This is a genomic window from Colwellia psychrerythraea 34H (assembly GCF_000012325.1).
Lineage (GTDB): Bacteria > Pseudomonadota > Gammaproteobacteria > Enterobacterales > Alteromonadaceae > Colwellia > Colwellia psychrerythraea_A.
The window spans coordinates 3628155-3642942 of the sequence record NC_003910.7; the positions used below are offsets into that span (position 1 = coordinate 3628155).

General features: G+C 37.0%; 14 protein-coding genes. 7 read left to right on the plus strand and 7 right to left on the minus strand.

Translation table 11 applies throughout. The features are described 5' to 3' along the window. Positions 1-566: 566 nt before the first annotated feature. Together CPS_RS15580 and CPS_RS15585 are read right to left on the minus strand one after the other, a co-directional pair. Positions 567-1124 (minus strand): DUF1569 domain-containing protein, encoded by a 558-nt coding sequence (locus CPS_RS15580; protein ID WP_011044249.1) that lies wholly within the window; start codon positions 1122-1124, stop codon positions 567-569. A 580-nt stretch (positions 1125-1704) separates the two neighbouring features. After that, a complete protein-coding gene (locus CPS_RS15585; RefSeq protein WP_041737095.1) occupies positions 1705-1938 on the minus strand; it encodes a hypothetical protein in 234 nt (77 codons plus the stop codon). Between the two features lie 727 nt (positions 1939-2665). Between CPS_RS15585 and CPS_RS15590 the strand changes: the two genes are divergently transcribed. Continuing rightward, on the plus strand, positions 2666-3151 hold the full coding sequence (locus CPS_RS15590; RefSeq protein WP_011044252.1) for a VOC family protein: 486 nt from the start codon (positions 2666-2668) through the stop codon (positions 3149-3151). A 378-nt stretch (positions 3152-3529) separates the two neighbouring features. Here the strand turns inward: CPS_RS15590 and CPS_RS15595 are convergent, their stop codons facing one another. After that, positions 3530-4417, minus strand: a complete 888-nt coding sequence (locus CPS_RS15595; protein ID WP_049757903.1) for a glutathione S-transferase C-terminal domain-containing protein — start codon at positions 4415-4417, stop codon at positions 3530-3532. Next, a complete protein-coding gene (locus CPS_RS15600; protein WP_011044256.1) occupies positions 4410-5318 on the minus strand; it encodes a DMT family transporter in 909 nt (302 codons plus the stop codon). Before CPS_RS15600 ends, CPS_RS15595 begins: the two co-directional genes overlap by 8 nt. 98 nt (positions 5319-5416) lie before the next feature. Here CPS_RS15600 and CPS_RS15605 point away from each other — a divergent pair, with 98 nt between their 5' ends. The 6 genes from CPS_RS15605 (at position 5417) to CPS_RS15630 (ending at position 9821) form a co-directional block, all read left to right on the plus strand. Continuing rightward, positions 5417-6346, plus strand: coding sequence for a LysR family transcriptional regulator (locus CPS_RS15605; protein ID WP_011044257.1), 930 nt, complete (start codon positions 5417-5419; stop codon positions 6344-6346). 116 nt (positions 6347-6462) lie between these two features. Further along, a complete protein-coding gene (locus CPS_RS15610; protein WP_011044258.1) occupies positions 6463-6927 on the plus strand; it encodes a RidA family protein in 465 nt (154 codons plus the stop codon). Positions 6928-7060: 133 nt separating this feature from the next. Further along, positions 7061-7423: a nuclear transport factor 2 family protein gene (locus CPS_RS15615; protein ID WP_011044259.1), complete on the plus strand. Its 363-nt coding sequence runs from the start codon at positions 7061-7063 to the stop codon at positions 7421-7423. 131 nt (positions 7424-7554) lie between these two features. Then, positions 7555-8544 (plus strand): cyclase family protein, encoded by a 990-nt coding sequence (locus CPS_RS15620; protein WP_011044261.1) that lies wholly within the window; start codon positions 7555-7557, stop codon positions 8542-8544. A gap of 60 nt (positions 8545-8604) precedes the next feature. After that, the gene (locus CPS_RS15625; protein WP_238383551.1) at positions 8605-8901 is read left to right on the plus strand and encodes a hypothetical protein; all 297 of its coding nucleotides are present in this window, start codon (positions 8605-8607) and stop codon (positions 8899-8901) included. Between the two features lie 92 nt (positions 8902-8993). Further along, on the plus strand, positions 8994-9821 hold the full coding sequence (locus CPS_RS15630) for a hypothetical protein (protein WP_041737097.1): 828 nt from the start codon (positions 8994-8996) through the stop codon (positions 9819-9821). 538 nt (positions 9822-10359) lie between these two features. Here the strand turns inward: CPS_RS15630 and CPS_RS15635 are convergent. The 3 genes from CPS_RS15635 to CPS_RS15645 form a co-directional block, all read right to left on the minus strand. Further along, complete coding sequence (locus CPS_RS15635; protein WP_041737098.1) at positions 10360-11547, minus strand: alpha/beta hydrolase-fold protein; 1188 nt, start codon at positions 11545-11547, stop codon at positions 10360-10362. 90 nt (positions 11548-11637) lie between these two features. After that, entirely contained in the window at positions 11638-14052 is a 2415-nt protein-coding gene (locus CPS_RS15640) for an ABC transporter permease (protein ID WP_011044265.1), read from the minus strand. Continuing rightward, on the minus strand, positions 14045-14761 hold the full coding sequence (locus CPS_RS15645) for an ABC transporter ATP-binding protein (RefSeq protein WP_011044266.1): 717 nt from the start codon (positions 14759-14761) through the stop codon (positions 14045-14047). The genes CPS_RS15640 and CPS_RS15645 overlap by 8 nt, the downstream gene beginning before the upstream one ends. Positions 14762-14788: the final 27 nt, after the last annotated feature.

Genomic DNA, 14788 nt, shown 5'->3' on the forward strand with positions numbered 1-14788 from the left:
GTAAATAGGGGGATGATTATGACTGATTGTACCAGAAGTACGTTTATGCACAAGGATACAAAAATGACAAAATTTGTGGACATGGCCACTCAACTTTAGATTCTCAGGCATTTGCCTTTCTGCGTAATCAAGAACTTAGAAACGAGTCAATATGAAAGGCTGCCATTTAAGTTGAGAACTATGATCCATTTTTTTATCTGATCACTGCCAATTAAAATGAGAATCCACGGCACCCTGAGAATTAGTAAAATACATCCTATCAAAAAATTCATAACACTTCAGAAATTTTAATCATCATTAATGAGGTTTATTTTACTCTTTTAATGATAAGTTTTTTAGGTATGTATTATGAGGGGTACATCACTCGAAAATAGAATATCTTTCATGGAGAGTTACTATGCGAGAAAGGGCTAACAGTCACTATAGAGATATGAGAACTTTTGCCACGATAGACATTAATAATTATTTATAATGTGAAATTCGGATTAGTTTTTGTATCGATAACGCTTTGCTATGCGGCGATAAATAGTGCGCTCAAATTGCGAGTAACGAGCGTTAACCAACGTTTAGGCATCCGTTTGAGTAAATTGTATGCTCTTTACTTCTTGAAGGTGGTTATATAAATGCATAACATGCGCTATTTCATAATCACTTTTTGTTAATTCACCATACGCAAAATGCGGCGCTAGTTCCCCTTTATAATTATCAAAATCAGTCAATGATTTTTTTAAATGATTCAATGCCTCTGTTGTATCCAAAGTTGAGTCAATTAAAGGCGAGCCAGGAATAGGCTCGCTTAAACTATGAGTCATTTTTCCTTTAGATGAAAAAAGTGAAAATGCTAATTTTCCAATTGTATTCTTAAAAAAACTAGATTTATGTTCTGGGAATTTAGACATTGAATACTCTACACTTTGTGCACAATGTGTAAATATTTTATATAGTTCCCACTTCCCTGTTTGCACAAGGTTTTTGTCTGATAAAAGTTCTAATTTATTTAAAGCTGATGAGATCTTAAGATCAAATTTATTAGTTTCATCAATTAACAGATATGCTCCACCACTAACACTCGCAATGGTTCCACCAATTGCAATTGAGGTTTTAATAAATTGTCTACGTTTCATGTTAAACCTTTGAAAGAGCTTACAGTATAATATGGCGATTTATTAGTAATTCCCGCCCCATAAAATTCATTTAATTAATGATTAATATCACATAATTTCAAAGCATTATAAAGTAAATATTATTAATTTTAGTCAGGGCTTGGATATTACTGATACTTCTTAGTAATACGACACAAATCATTCATTAGAAAACAAATCATAAATACTTTGTAGCTAATGTTTTCAATGCGCACGCAGAAGAAGTAAAACCATAATAATTTTATGATGTTTTTTATATGATTTTCTAAGATTCACTTATGCCACTATCGAGACATAACCACTTTTATCACAAAGACGCCCTAATTCAGACGAGATTTTATCTTAATAAATAGTCCGTTGTGCCACCAGAGAGGCCATTGCTCTTTTTAAAAAATTCAGATGAAATAAAGCATTATTTCCAAGGCGCTAACGCCACCTAACCGACTTAGAAATTAATTTGGAAGATACTGTATTAACGCTTAGCATCACTGGCTAACCGAAGTCGTATACCAAAAGTGGCGCCACTTTTGGTAGTTCGCGTATATGAGTTTAATTGACTGGATCAAGCTTTAGTTTTGGGTTGAAGAGTAAAACCTAGTCTGTAACAAATTTCTTCAAGTGAACCTTTTATTTCGAGTGTGGTAATTTCATCTATACGACCTATAGGTACAAGCACCTCTCCGACGTAGTCCTTATTAAGCATTAGTGCAACTTGACCAAGAGGTAGCCCATTTGATCGTACTTTTAATTTATCTTTATTACGATCAGGCTTAGTGTCATCACGTTTTGTGACCATTAGAGTTACATTAGATGAGAAACCTGTATTAAGGGTGTCGCCACAAGTAAAGATGCATCGCTCCGAATTGCAGTGACAACCGCAGGAATCACCAGAACATTCAATAGAGCCGCCATCACACGAACATGTAGTTGTTTTTTCTTTAGTCATTTGAACATCTCACTTTACTTAATTGTTTGCATGTAAAAGTATAGGAGAGTATTGGAAGAATGAAATCCTTACCCCAAAAAAATATTGATTTGAACCGGATAGTTTATCTCTTTCTGGTAAGAGAATAGAATCGCGCCTTTTCCTATAACTCATTTGGGAGAAACCTACCGTAAATGGAGCAGTTCAACAAATAAAGAGTACAAAGTTATAAGGCGCTTTGTACCCTATTGCGAGATAGGAGGTTATATTAGATTATATAATCTATGGCGAAAACGCCCCATTACGACTTAGAAACTAAAAATAAGTGGCCTAATTTACTTAGTAATAACACTAATTATATTTGGCTATTCCAAGCTGACAATCAAATTTTTTTGTGTTTTCACCACGCAAAAAGTTACAGTGTATTTGAATAATCCTGCATTCATTATTTCATTTCAATAAATTTCGACCACATAAATCATAACGTTTTGTTATCAAATTAATCATATTTGATAATTTTTAGTTATGTACCATTCAGCGTAGTATTACCTCATCGAAACGAATTACGAATTAATCAATAGAATTTTTGGAGTAAATTATGAAAATGAATCACGTAGGTATCATGGTTGGCGATATGGATAAAGCTGTTGAATTTTATACTAAAGCGCTTAACCTAAAAGTTGTAATGGGTAACACTAAGGTAAAAGAAGAGCGTGAAACTGCCATTGGCAGAATGTGTGTGGCAGTTTTTGGTGAAGGCTTTAAAGGCTTTAACATTGCGCACTTAGTAACGTCTGACGGCATTGGTGTTGAAATGTTTGAAATGAAAGAGCGTCAAGAGCGTCACGAAGTTGATTTCTCACGCCTTGGTATCTTCCATTTCTGTCTTCAAACAGATGACTTCAAAGGTGTTATTGCGCGTATTGAGCAGTATGGTGGTAAAGTGCGTATGGACATTATGCGCTACCATCCAGAAGACGATAGCAAACAAGCTCAAATGGTCTACTTAGAAGACCCGTTTGGTAATTTGTTTGAGCTTTACTCTCACACTTATGAAGAAACTTACGCTACTGATTACGAGTAATCGTTTTAACATAATACGCAATATGAGGAGGCTACCTAAATGGTGGCCTTTTTTGTGTGTCGTGGTAAATTTTCTAGGGCGTTTTGTGCCCTTTTGCGAGATAGGAGGTTATTTAGATTATATAATCTATGGCGCAATCGCCCCCAAAGTGCCATAGGAGTTGTGATCACTTTGTGCTTTGAGCTCAATTGATACTGTTCTGACAAATAAGTCGTACATTAAAGAGCCATATTAGCTATGTTTTTTATAGCGTTTTGAATACTATCCGTAAGAGTAAGTTGCACCAGTTATGTCCGTTGTTTCTTGGTGATGTCCTTAATCTGTATCTAATGAGTAATATATTTTTTTATTGATGTTTAATCAAATAATGGAGCAACTTTAGGGATAATAATCAATCGGAATAATCTTTGATGGATTAAGTTCTCGCGCTTCACCGAGAACATGCATGGTACTCATAAAATAATGCTCTTTGGTCAACACTGGTTGATAGGTTGAAGCTAAAGACTCCATCCCACGAAGCTGATTGTGATACCGGAATAATGCAGGATAATCAGCTATGCGCTTCAGTGAACATTTAAACAAACAGAAATAAATATTATCGAATCTTTCTAATGTAGCCAATAAATATAAATCACTTTCAGTCAACTGATTACCAAACAAAAAGAGTTGTTTTTTAAGCCGCTCCTCAAGTTCATCTAGTGCTTTAAATAACTCGTAAAGCTTGTATTCATAGTCAGACTGTTGCGTAGCGAAACCGACTAGATATACAGCACGATTAATTTTGTCGTGCAACCATTGGTTCATTTCATCAATGTCTTTGATTAATTTGTTAGGTATTAGGTCATACGCGACACTGAAAGCATCATCAAAGCCCTTTGCAACATAACGGACAATTTCAGGGGAACTTGTCGAAAGTAAAAGGTTGTTTTTCTTGTCTACAAGTAAAGGTACTGAATAGCGATGCTCAACCGTTGGTTCTAACTGCTGATATACCGCTTTCAGTGAGTCCGAGTTAAAAAGAGGATCTTCAATAAAGTACATTTTCCAACCTGCTTCACCCTTGATGTTTTCCATCCAAGTAATGGAAATATTGTCATCAAGTTTTGTTATAGCTAATGAAGCTAAAATACGATGACAAAATGGGCAACCCCAAGCTAAATAGAGATGCAGTTGTCTATCATTTCTCATTGAAGTAAATGTATTTAGGTTTTTATTCATTGTGATTTTATCTCTTAAAAAGTTATCTATTATTGGTTTATTACGCATTGCTAATTGCTTGCTCTTTCATCATGAAAATAATGCCTGTTACTATAAGGAGTGCACTAGGTGCTAAAGCGGGTAACATGGGTTCATCTAACAAGGCCATAGCAAACGGGATCCCGAAAGCTGCACTTACAGCCCCTGTCAGACTTAAAAACACAGGCCCTCCCGCTTTTTGTAGTACAAATAACAATAGAAATTGACCAGAAAAAATAATTGATTGAAGCACTATCAGCCCTATATTCTCGGTATTGAATAGGGCAAACAATGACACACCCTGGATAGAGATAGCTGCAAGAACTAAGGTAGCCGTGGCAGCTAACAACATGCCTGGCGCTAAAGACTCTGGCTTAGCACCTTTTGGCCAGTGGCTGGTCCGATAGATATTCCCAGAAGCCAATAACACGGGGCCAATTAAAGTAATTAGAATCCACAAATGGTTGGTTTCGGGCAATGACAACTTAGCGGTGACCAGCAAGGCTGTACCAGCAAGAGAAAATATAACGCTTGCTACACGCCAGCGACTAAAAATTTCCATGCCAAGTGCCAATGCCGCAATGTAGGTGAATATAGGTGTTAAAGAAATGACTAAAACGACAAAACTCACACCGACATGTGACACTGCGCTAAAAAGAATAAGGTTAGATCCAGCAACTGAAAAGAACCCAGCAATAAAATAATATTTAATGGCCCCTGTATTTGTTGGTGGAGTTTGTTTTGTCAGAAAAGAAATAGATCCAAGAATCAGTGTTGCGCCAGCTAATGACCACGTTAGGAATGGAAAAGGAGCAAGGTCCTGACCGTAAGCTACTTTTGCTAAGTTAGTAGACAGTCCTACTAAAGCACCAGAGCCTAGTAAAGCGCCAAGAGCAACCCACTTTTGCTTTATAACTTTTAGTATACTCATTCGTATTCCTTTGATGTTGAAGACTTACTTTATGTTGTAAATTATATTAGCTAAGTTAATATAGATAAATACCGATAATTCAAACTCATTGTTCTCATATGTTAACTAATAGTATCAATTACTCAGAGCTAAGCGATGTCGCCGCATTTGTGTGTGTGGTGCAAACAGGTTCGTTTACCGCAGCTGCCGAGCAACTCAACACCTCAAAATCGGTGATTAGCAAGTACATAACGCGCTTAGAAAAAAGGCTTGGCGTAAAGCTGTTAGCGCGTACTACTCGCCGTTTAACGCTCACTGAAATAGGTAGAACATTTTATGAAGGATCACGGCAGGGATTAGAAGCCATTGATAATGCCGAGGAAGCAGTTTCTTTTTTACAGGGAAAACCCAGAGGTACCCTTAAGATAAACGCTCCTTTGTCTTTTGGTGCTTTGCATATAGCTCCTGCACTTGAAGAGTTTATTCATCGCTACCCTGAAATGCAGATAGATCTTCGGTTTGACGACAAAAAAATTGATATGATTAAAGATGGCTTTGACTTAACTGTTCGAATCACCCATCAATTAGAAGGTAACTTAATCGCTAGAAGAATTGCTCCTTGTCACCATGCTTTGGTCGCAGCGCCAAACTATCTAGCCAAACGCGGTACCCCTAAGAGGCCCGAGGACTTAGTTGCTCACAACGTTATTACCTATCAATATCAACAATCACCATGGGAATGGGAGTTCACTGCAGCTAAATCTAAGCCTAAACGAGTTAGGGTCAATGGCTCGGTACAAATGAACAATAGCCTAGCAATACGCGAAGCTGTTTTAGCGGGTGTTGGAATATCTAGAATGCCCACCTTTGCCGTAGGAGAAGACATAAAATCGGGGCGGCTTATTCAACTATTACCCAAATATTCTCTTTTGGAGCATTCTATTTACTTGGTATTTCCTGAACGTAATCATATGGCACCTAAGACACGAGCCTTTATCGATTACATGGTAAAAATAATGGAAGGTAAGCCTTCATGGGATAGATTTTAATTTTTACGAAATAATTAGTTAATATTTGTGAACAATCAGTTGTCATATTAGCTATTTATCATGTAAAAATACTCCAATATACTTTACTCATCATTATTAATAACTAAGGAAAAATGATGAGTAACAAAATACTTACCCTGTTAATCCCTATATTTGCACTAATAGGTGCTTTTAGTTCTGCACAAGCATTCGCAGATTCAAAACCAATTCGCCAAACCATTACTCCAACACAATATGGTTTTTCACACGCTAATGCGGTGATAGAAAGTAGTCCTATGTTATACGTGTCAGGACAAGTAGGCGCGAGTAAAACTGGCTCAAACGATTTTTATTCGCAAGTCGACAGGTCATTCGATAGTTTACAAGCGGTACTAAAAAAATCAGGTGCAGATTTTAAAGATGTGGTCAAAATCACTTTACTGATCACCGATTACGATCCTGATAAACTTGCTTATATGGTAAAAAAACGCAAAGCCATATTTGGTGATTCTCCTCCGGCAAGCACTTTGATCCCCGTTACTCGACTTTATACCGATGGAGTCATGTTCGAAATTGATGCCATCGCAATACTACGTAAGTAATCAACTACATCTAAAAATTAATGTTTAACCATCTACAACTGTCGATGATAAATAAACATTTACGGCGGCGAAACTGGCGACCTAACGCATAAAGTAACGCCTAAGTAACAAAACACCAATCAAGGACAACAAAATGAATAACCAACAAGCAAACCAGCTAATCAGAACCCTCTATACCGCCGTTGATAGCAAAGACCTTAATTATTTAGAAGAAACTCTGTGCGATGATGTTAAATTTCGCATTGGTAATTACGATACTATTTCTGATAAGGCTGCTGCATTAGCGGCGAATCAAGAATTTTTCGGCAGTATAGAGTCAATGAGCCACACTATTGACAAAGTGTGGAGCGTGGAAAATGATGTATTGTGCAATGGGTTGGTGGACTATATACGTCTAGACGGTAGTGCACACTCAGCTTATTTTTCTACTGTATTAACCATGGATAATGGAAAAATTGCTGAATACTTTGTTTATGCCGATATTTCGGGTCTCTAAAACTCACCTTTATACCGATGGAGTCATGTTCGAAATTGATGCCATCGCAATACTACGTAAGTAATCACCTACATCTAAAAATTAATGTTTAATCATCTACAACTGTCGATGATTAAACATGGAGAAATCTCATGACAAAAAGTAATTTCACATCAGTTCTTACACTTATTGCAGTAATGGGCACTTTAACCTTTACTTCTGTCTATGCAGATCAAAGTAAAGTCGGTAAAAGTCCGTGGGGGCCAGATGACGAAATTGGTCGTTTAAATTTAATGACCGAAGCGTCAAAAGCATCAATACTTTCTCGTATAAGTGGCGGTGACGTTTATGATCTCTCTGTTGAATACTTCATGGGTATGCCTGGTTGGTTTCCTGCCGGCGACCCGAGATATACATTCTGGATGACTCATACACCACAAGGCACTGTTAACAGTGATCCTATGAATGTTGGCAAGGAAATGAATGAGCATGTCAGTTATTCTGGCTCTGCCATTTCCATGTACACACACACGGGTACCCATATTGATGCTCTCAACCATTTCGGACTAGATGGTAAAATATATAATGGCTTCGATGCAGACAAAGATTTAGGTGACCGCGGCTGGAATAAAACAGGCGCTGAAACTATACCGCCTATTGTTGCTCGTGGTGTTTTAATTGATGTCGCCGCGGATCAAGGTGTTGAAGTATTACCACCAAACTTTCGTATTGGCAAAAAAGAAATACAAAGCGCACTTAAAAGTCAAAAAATAACCCTTGAACCAGGCGATGTTGTACTTATTCGTACGGGGAAAATGGTCAATTATAAGAACACTGAAGCTTACCTTGAGGCACCTGCTGGACTCGGCATGACGGGTGCCAGATATTTGGTAGAACAAGGCGCTATGGTCATCGGCGGAGATAACCTTAGCCTAGAGGCATTTCCTTCAGAGATAGAGGGAAATTATCTCCCAGTTCACACTTATCTATTGGCGCAACACGGCATCCCTATTATGGAGTTGGTTAACTTAGAAAAACTTTCACAGGATAAAACTTATCAGTTTGCATTCATTGGGGGATCTCTAAAGTTAAGGGGCGCGGATGCTGCTCCAATGCGTCCTATTGCAATTCCTATTAAGTAAACCCGCAAGGCATAATACATGACACCACAATGACCAGGTCATCTGAGGCGTTATATTCACATGGAGATAGAAGCAATGTTTAGTAAATCAATTGTAATTTCATTAGTTATCTTATTGGCTGGCTGTAAAGTAACTCAGCCCCCTTCATATCAGAAAGATAGGAAGCCTGAAGACCGAAATGAATATAACGGTACAGAAGGTATGGTACAACAACAAAAAGATCAAGGTTATCTCATGAGTAAAGACTTATCTGATAAATGTACAGAAGCTAAAATAGACTTAGCAATTTCAGAATCAAATAACAATGAAAGTAAAATTAAAAAACAAAAAGAAATCATTAGTAGTACGTGCATATAACATAACGCGTCAATAGGATTTCATAAGCTATATAATTTTAGGCAAAAATGTTTGCCATTAGGCTTTCAATCAATATATGGAGTTTCATTTCAATGACAAAAAGTATTATTTTTATGATTTTTTCAATTTTTTCCACTACCTCTTTTGCAGTAACAAAAATCCCTTTTTTTTGGGAGAGTTTTGAGAGTTTCGGTGTCACCTATGAAAAAGGAGCAATGCTTATTGCTGTAGCGGGTAAAAAAGATAAGTTTTTACAATTAGATACTGGTGCAACAGACTCATATGCTTATGGGACAGAGGTTAGTAAAACTATCAACTTTAATAGCTTAAATAAAACAACCCAAACACATAGTTTTAAGGCAATGCCTAAAATGGAAACTGATAGAGTTATAGGCACGTTAGGTACTGATTATTTTAAAAATCAATGTTTGACGGTTGATTTTCCAAATCAAATGTTAATAGTGGATAACTGTGATGATACAAACAAACTAGAAATTAGCTGGTTAGAGTCATATAGATTCAAAACGGGCCATTTAATGGTTAAAGTTAATTCTGGTGAGCAAACATTTCATAATATTGTTTTAGATACTGGATCTTCAATATTCCCTCTTACTTTAACTAAAAAAAATTGGCTTAAAGTTGTATCTCCTGAAGACGCTAAGAATCCACCTTATAAAATTAAAGTTAGTGCTTGGGGAAAAGAGATTGTATTAAAAGGGGCTTTACCAGTTCAACCTATTTGCATTGGTAGCTCTTGCAGCTCAAAAGCTATTTATATTGATCAAACTCCAGGCTTAGAAGGTGCAGGAATTGAAGGGATTGCTGGAAATGCATTGTTTTACGATTCTCATATGATCATTTTTAATTTTAAAAATGATACTGTTGGAACTTTAAAGTCTATTAGTAATAAAAAAGCCTAACAAGGTCATGTGGAGGTAGTTAGGCTCGCTCTTGCAACAATAAAAGTTATGTACCTAATGTCTGCTTTGTAGCTTAAACTTGCCTCACAAGCGACCAACTTATTTCGGTTAAAACTACCCTAAATATGTTCATGGTTTCACAAAAACTCAATGACCGTTTTTGGCTAATCTGTTGACATAAAGAATAGCCAACAGCCAACGTCAGCAAGGCACCAAGTTGTCATAGATCCTATCTCACTAAGTGACCCTTTGCGAGATAGGAGGTTATTTAGATTATATAATCTATGGCGCAATCGCCCCTTTTGTGAAATAGAACTTAATATCAATTTCATCTCAAAACTGGCATGAATAACTACTGAGTTAAAATCAACTGAACCTGAAGCGGTCATTATTTATGAGTAAAATCATCCTTGATAAGTATTACTTAGATACGAAAGTGGAGATTAATAAGCATTATATACGAATACTTAATTAGTCTTGGTTTAATAACAAGTAGACGTAATGATAGTCTGCTTTTTGAGCGTGCAACAGCCAGATATTACCCTTGTTTAGCTTTAAACTCAGTCAAAGCTTTTTTATGTGAGGCAATACTGCGTGCACGATGCTTATTTAAAATTGCGGTGCTCAATGCTTGCTCTAAAGCTGCTAATGCTTCATTTTGCATTGATAGTTTTTCATAAATGAAAGCCAAGTTTCTCCACACTCTACCAGATGTAGGGTGTTCCTTGACAGCCAACAAGGATAACTCAATAGCGTTGTCAGCTTGTTGTTCATCAAGATACAATATCGCTATGTGGTCAAGTAAGCTCACAGGAATAACTGATGGGGATCGTTTAGCATATAATCTCAGTAAACCCTCTATGGCTCCTTGCGTTTCAAAGTCTTGAATGTTTTTAAAATGGGGTGCTGCCCACCCTTGATAATAATCTTGTAAATCGGTATAGCTTTTTCTAAATGAAATGGAGCCATGTGACTCGTGTTCTAACTTATCAAACTGCCACTCTAATCCTTGAATAGGATGCTTTTTCAAATGATAAACTAGCATGTCTACCCCTTGGTTCCAGCCCTCATTAGCAACGCTTAAATAAAGTTTCTTGTTGATAACTTGTTTTTTATTTGAAATTTGTATCGCTTTATCAACTAACGTAAAATCACTGTAATAAACACTTGGGCTTATAGCAAAGTATCCATTAAATTGATTTGGCTGCTCTAATAAAGCACGTAATACAAACTCTCCTCCCATCGAGCTACCCATTAATAAATTTTCACCACTTGTTTGATAATGCTCATTTATGTAAGGCTTAAGCTCTTGGGTAATAAAATTTAGAAAGGTTATTGAACTATCAAAAGTGCTTAAGTCGGCTTTACGGTTTTTATTGGTTTCAATACCAACCACAATCATCGCCGGAATACGTTTACCAAAAGTTGTTAAATCATCAGTGATAGCAGCTGTTTTTTGCATCTTATTTTGAGCATCAGGAATATATAATACGGGATATGTTTTGCCTGATAGTGGGTAGTTATCAGGTAAATGCACATAGAAAGTACGGTCTTCTCCAAGCCTTTTTGACTGAAAATTATATTTTTTCGCAATAACGAGTGGTTCATTTAGATCTGTGACTACAGCGCTATTAGCAAATACCGTTAGTGGAGAAATAGATAATGTGATTAAAATAACAGCCGTTTTTATATTTTTAATTATGTTAGATTTTTTTATATTAATCATTTGAATACCATGTTTTTTTATAAAGGGCACTTGTTTTGGCTAAAGCTTTTGGGCATACCAAAAGCTTTAGCTTAGAACTTAAAATAGTGACTATTCGCAGGTAAGTGAATCAACGGGTTTGGCTGTTGCCGCTTTAAATGCGACTGCCATTACAGTGACATAGGCAATAACTAAACAAAATAACGCACTAAGTAAAAAGGCGCTGTAAGGCATAGCAATACGATAAATAAAACCATTTAGCCAGTCTTGTATTAGTAGGTAAGCCAAGGGTAGAGCGAGAAGATTAGCGAGTAATACTAAACTTGAAAATTGGTTTACTAACATAAAGCATAACTGGCCAGTGCTTGCTCCGAGTATTTTTCGTATGGCAATTTCTTTAATACGTCGTTGGGTATTAAAAGCAGCCAAGCCAAATAAGCCAATAGCCGTTACTGTAATTGCAATTAACGTAAAGATATTGAGTAAATTTGTTTGTTGGTTTTCATTGCGATATGAGGCTGAAAACAAGTCTGACAACCAGTTATATTTAAAAGCTAACTTACCATCTAAGCCCAACCATATTTGTTCAAGATCTTTGACTGTTTGTAAGCTGGCACCTGCTTTTAAGCGAATAGAGACCCAACGTAAAGGGCGTTGTTCTGGCTTAGCAGATAATATATAGGTCATCGGCGGAATAACATTTTTAGCATTAACATAATGGGTATCTTCAACTACTGCGATAATTTGATGATTGTGTAATCCTTCGTTGCCGCCACCTAAGGTCAACATTTTTCCCACAGCTTCTTCGGGGCTCCAACCGAGTGTCGTGGCTAAGGTTTGATTAATGATTAATTTCCCCGTTGAACTTTGCCAGTCATCTTTATTTTCTTGATAAGTATCATTTACATAAGCAGTAGAGAAATCACGCCCTGCTAAAATCGTAATGCCAAAGGTTGAAAAGAAATCATAATGAACAGGATTGTTACCTGTCCAAATCTCTGTCGTCATATCCTCAAGTCGTCTTACAGTGTTTGAAGTACGCGTTGATTTTGTTGGCACTGTGTGTGACATCGAAGCTGAAATAACATCCGGGTGACGTTCGACTTGGTTCTTAAAAGCAGGATATATTTTTTCACCATAACTAACGATCAGTACATTTTCTCTGTCAAAACCTTGTGGCATGTCTTTAATAAACTGCATTTGCCAATTTACAACTAAACTAGTGACTACTAAAAATGCGGCAATCGCAAATTGTATAATGATCAGAGATCGGCGTAAGAGCACACCTGACTTTGATGTTGTCACTAAACCTTTTAATACATGCGCAGGAGATAAGTTACTTAAGAAAAATGCTGGATAACTCCCTGATACCATACCGACCAAAAGCGTTAGTCCGCTTATTTGTGTGATAAAAAGCATCGAGTATGTCAAACTTATTTCGACGTTCATCAGTTGATTAAATGTAGGTAAACATAACGTTATAACGACTAAGGAAAGTAGTGTAGCGATTGCTGTTAATAACACTGTTTCAACTAAGTATTGCGTTACTAATTGCCCTTTACTCGCACCTAGTGCTTTACGTACACCAACGTCTTTACCACGGCGCATGGCGGCTGCTGTTGATAAGTTAGTAAAGTTGACACAAGCAAGTACTAAAATCATGTATGAAATAATACTGAATACATTGACCATGGCAGCACTGCCTGGTGGTATTAAGCTATAAGCTACGTTGTTGTTTAAATAAAGCTCGCGCAAAGGTTCGAAAGTGATCTGACGTTTTTTATAAGACGATAAACCTTTTGTCCGGTTATCGTAATAACGACTAACATCGCTAGCGACTGTTTGTATATTTGTTGTGTCTGTTATCTTAGCAAAGGTCACTGTCGCTGCGTAATTCCAGCGTTCGGCCCAATCGACTGCAGGCAATTGTTCATAGAAATTTTTGATTGGTATCAATAGTGTGGCAGGCATAGTGCTAGCCGTCGTAGTTTTTTTCACGACAGCAGTGACTTGATGCTCTTTACCATTAATGGTTAAGCGACTACCTATAACACCGCTACTGCGCGCGAAATACTTAATGGCCAATGCTTCGTGTAAAACGAGACTATCTGGAGCATCAAGTGCTGTGTGAATATCACCTTCGATCAATTCAAAGTCGAAGAAATCAAAATAATTACTATCGACATAGAGACCACGCTCCGAAAATACATTTTGTTGATGTTTAACTGAAATATTACTACGTGATACTCGAGTAACAGAGTCTACTTGACTAAAGTTACTATCAAGTCCTTCAGCTAGCGCCAACGTAGTCAAAGCTTGTGCTCTATTATCATCACGTTGTAAGTTAACACGATAAATAGACTCAGCGTCTGTAAATTGCTGGTTATAACTTTTTTGTTGGTCAACATATTGTTGAATTAAGATAAAACAGGCAATACCGATAATCAGTCCAACTAATTGAATCGCACTGGTTACTTTATCGCGGCTGAAGTTGCGCCACGCAACAATTAATAATAATTTAAGCACATGACACCTCCGCAGTAGTTAGCTCAATTTGAGAGCTTATTTGATTGTCCTTGCAAATATTTCCATCGAGCAACTCAATAACACGCGTACCATAATTTACATGTTCAGGTGCATGAGTCACCATAACAATGGTTGACCCTTCTTGGTTTAGTTGCTGGAGTAATTCCATTATCTGTATCGAGTTTTTTGAGTCTAAATTCCCTGTTGGTTCGTCGGCTAGAATTAGGTCTGGTTGAGTAACAATAGCGCGCGCAATAGCAACACGTTGTTGCTGTCCGCCTGATAATTTCGCGGGTAAATGGTTACGACGATGAGCAATATCAACACGATGTAATACTTCATCAACTAAACGTTTTCGTTCAGCCTTTGCCACTTTGTGATAATAAAGCGGTAACTCTATGTTTTGCTCAACAGTTAATTCATCAATTAAATTAAAACTCTGGAAAATAAAACCGATATGTTGTTTTCTTAATTGTGCGCGCTGGCTTTCAGTTGATTGGCCTACATTGGTTTTCAAAAACGTAAACTGCCCTTGGTCGATATGGTCTAACATACCAAGTACATTAAGTAAGGTTGACTTACCGCAGCCCGACGGTCCTAATATTGACAAGAATTCGCCTTTTTTTATGGTCAAGCTCATGTCGTCAATAGCGACCGTTTCTACTTCATCGCCGATAAATGAGCGGCTGATATTATTTAATGTGATCATAATAATTCCTTTGGGTATATGTGTATT

Coding starts and splice junctions, on each gene's coding strand:
- CPS_RS15580 (WP_011044249.1), bottom strand. CDS start 1,124: ATGAAACGTAGACAATTTATTAAAACCTCAATTGCAATTGGTGGAACC.
- CPS_RS15585 (WP_041737095.1), bottom strand. CDS start 1,938: ATGGTCACAAAACGTGATGACACTAAGCCTGATCGTAATAAAGATAAA.
- CPS_RS15590 (WP_011044252.1), top strand. CDS start 2,666: ATGAAAATGAATCACGTAGGTATCATGGTTGGCGATATGGATAAAGCT.
- CPS_RS15595 (WP_049757903.1), bottom strand. CDS start 4,417: ATGCGTAATAAACCAATAATAGATAACTTTTTAAGAGATAAAATCACA.
- CPS_RS15600 (WP_011044256.1), bottom strand. CDS start 5,318: ATGAGTATACTAAAAGTTATAAAGCAAAAGTGGGTTGCTCTTGGCGCT.
- CPS_RS15605 (WP_011044257.1), top strand. CDS start 5,417: ATGTTAACTAATAGTATCAATTACTCAGAGCTAAGCGATGTCGCCGCA.
- CPS_RS15610 (WP_011044258.1), top strand. CDS start 6,463: ATGAGTAACAAAATACTTACCCTGTTAATCCCTATATTTGCACTAATA.
- CPS_RS15615 (WP_011044259.1), top strand. CDS start 7,061: ATGAATAACCAACAAGCAAACCAGCTAATCAGAACCCTCTATACCGCC.
- CPS_RS15620 (WP_011044261.1), top strand. CDS start 7,555: ATGACAAAAAGTAATTTCACATCAGTTCTTACACTTATTGCAGTAATG.
- CPS_RS15625 (WP_238383551.1), top strand. CDS start 8,605: ATGGAGATAGAAGCAATGTTTAGTAAATCAATTGTAATTTCATTAGTT.
- CPS_RS15630 (WP_041737097.1), top strand. CDS start 8,994: ATGACAAAAAGTATTATTTTTATGATTTTTTCAATTTTTTCCACTACC.
- CPS_RS15635 (WP_041737098.1), bottom strand. CDS start 11,547: ATGATTAATATAAAAAAATCTAACATAATTAAAAATATAAAAACGGCT.
- CPS_RS15645 (WP_011044266.1), bottom strand. CDS start 14,761: ATGATCACATTAAATAATATCAGCCGCTCATTTATCGGCGATGAAGTA.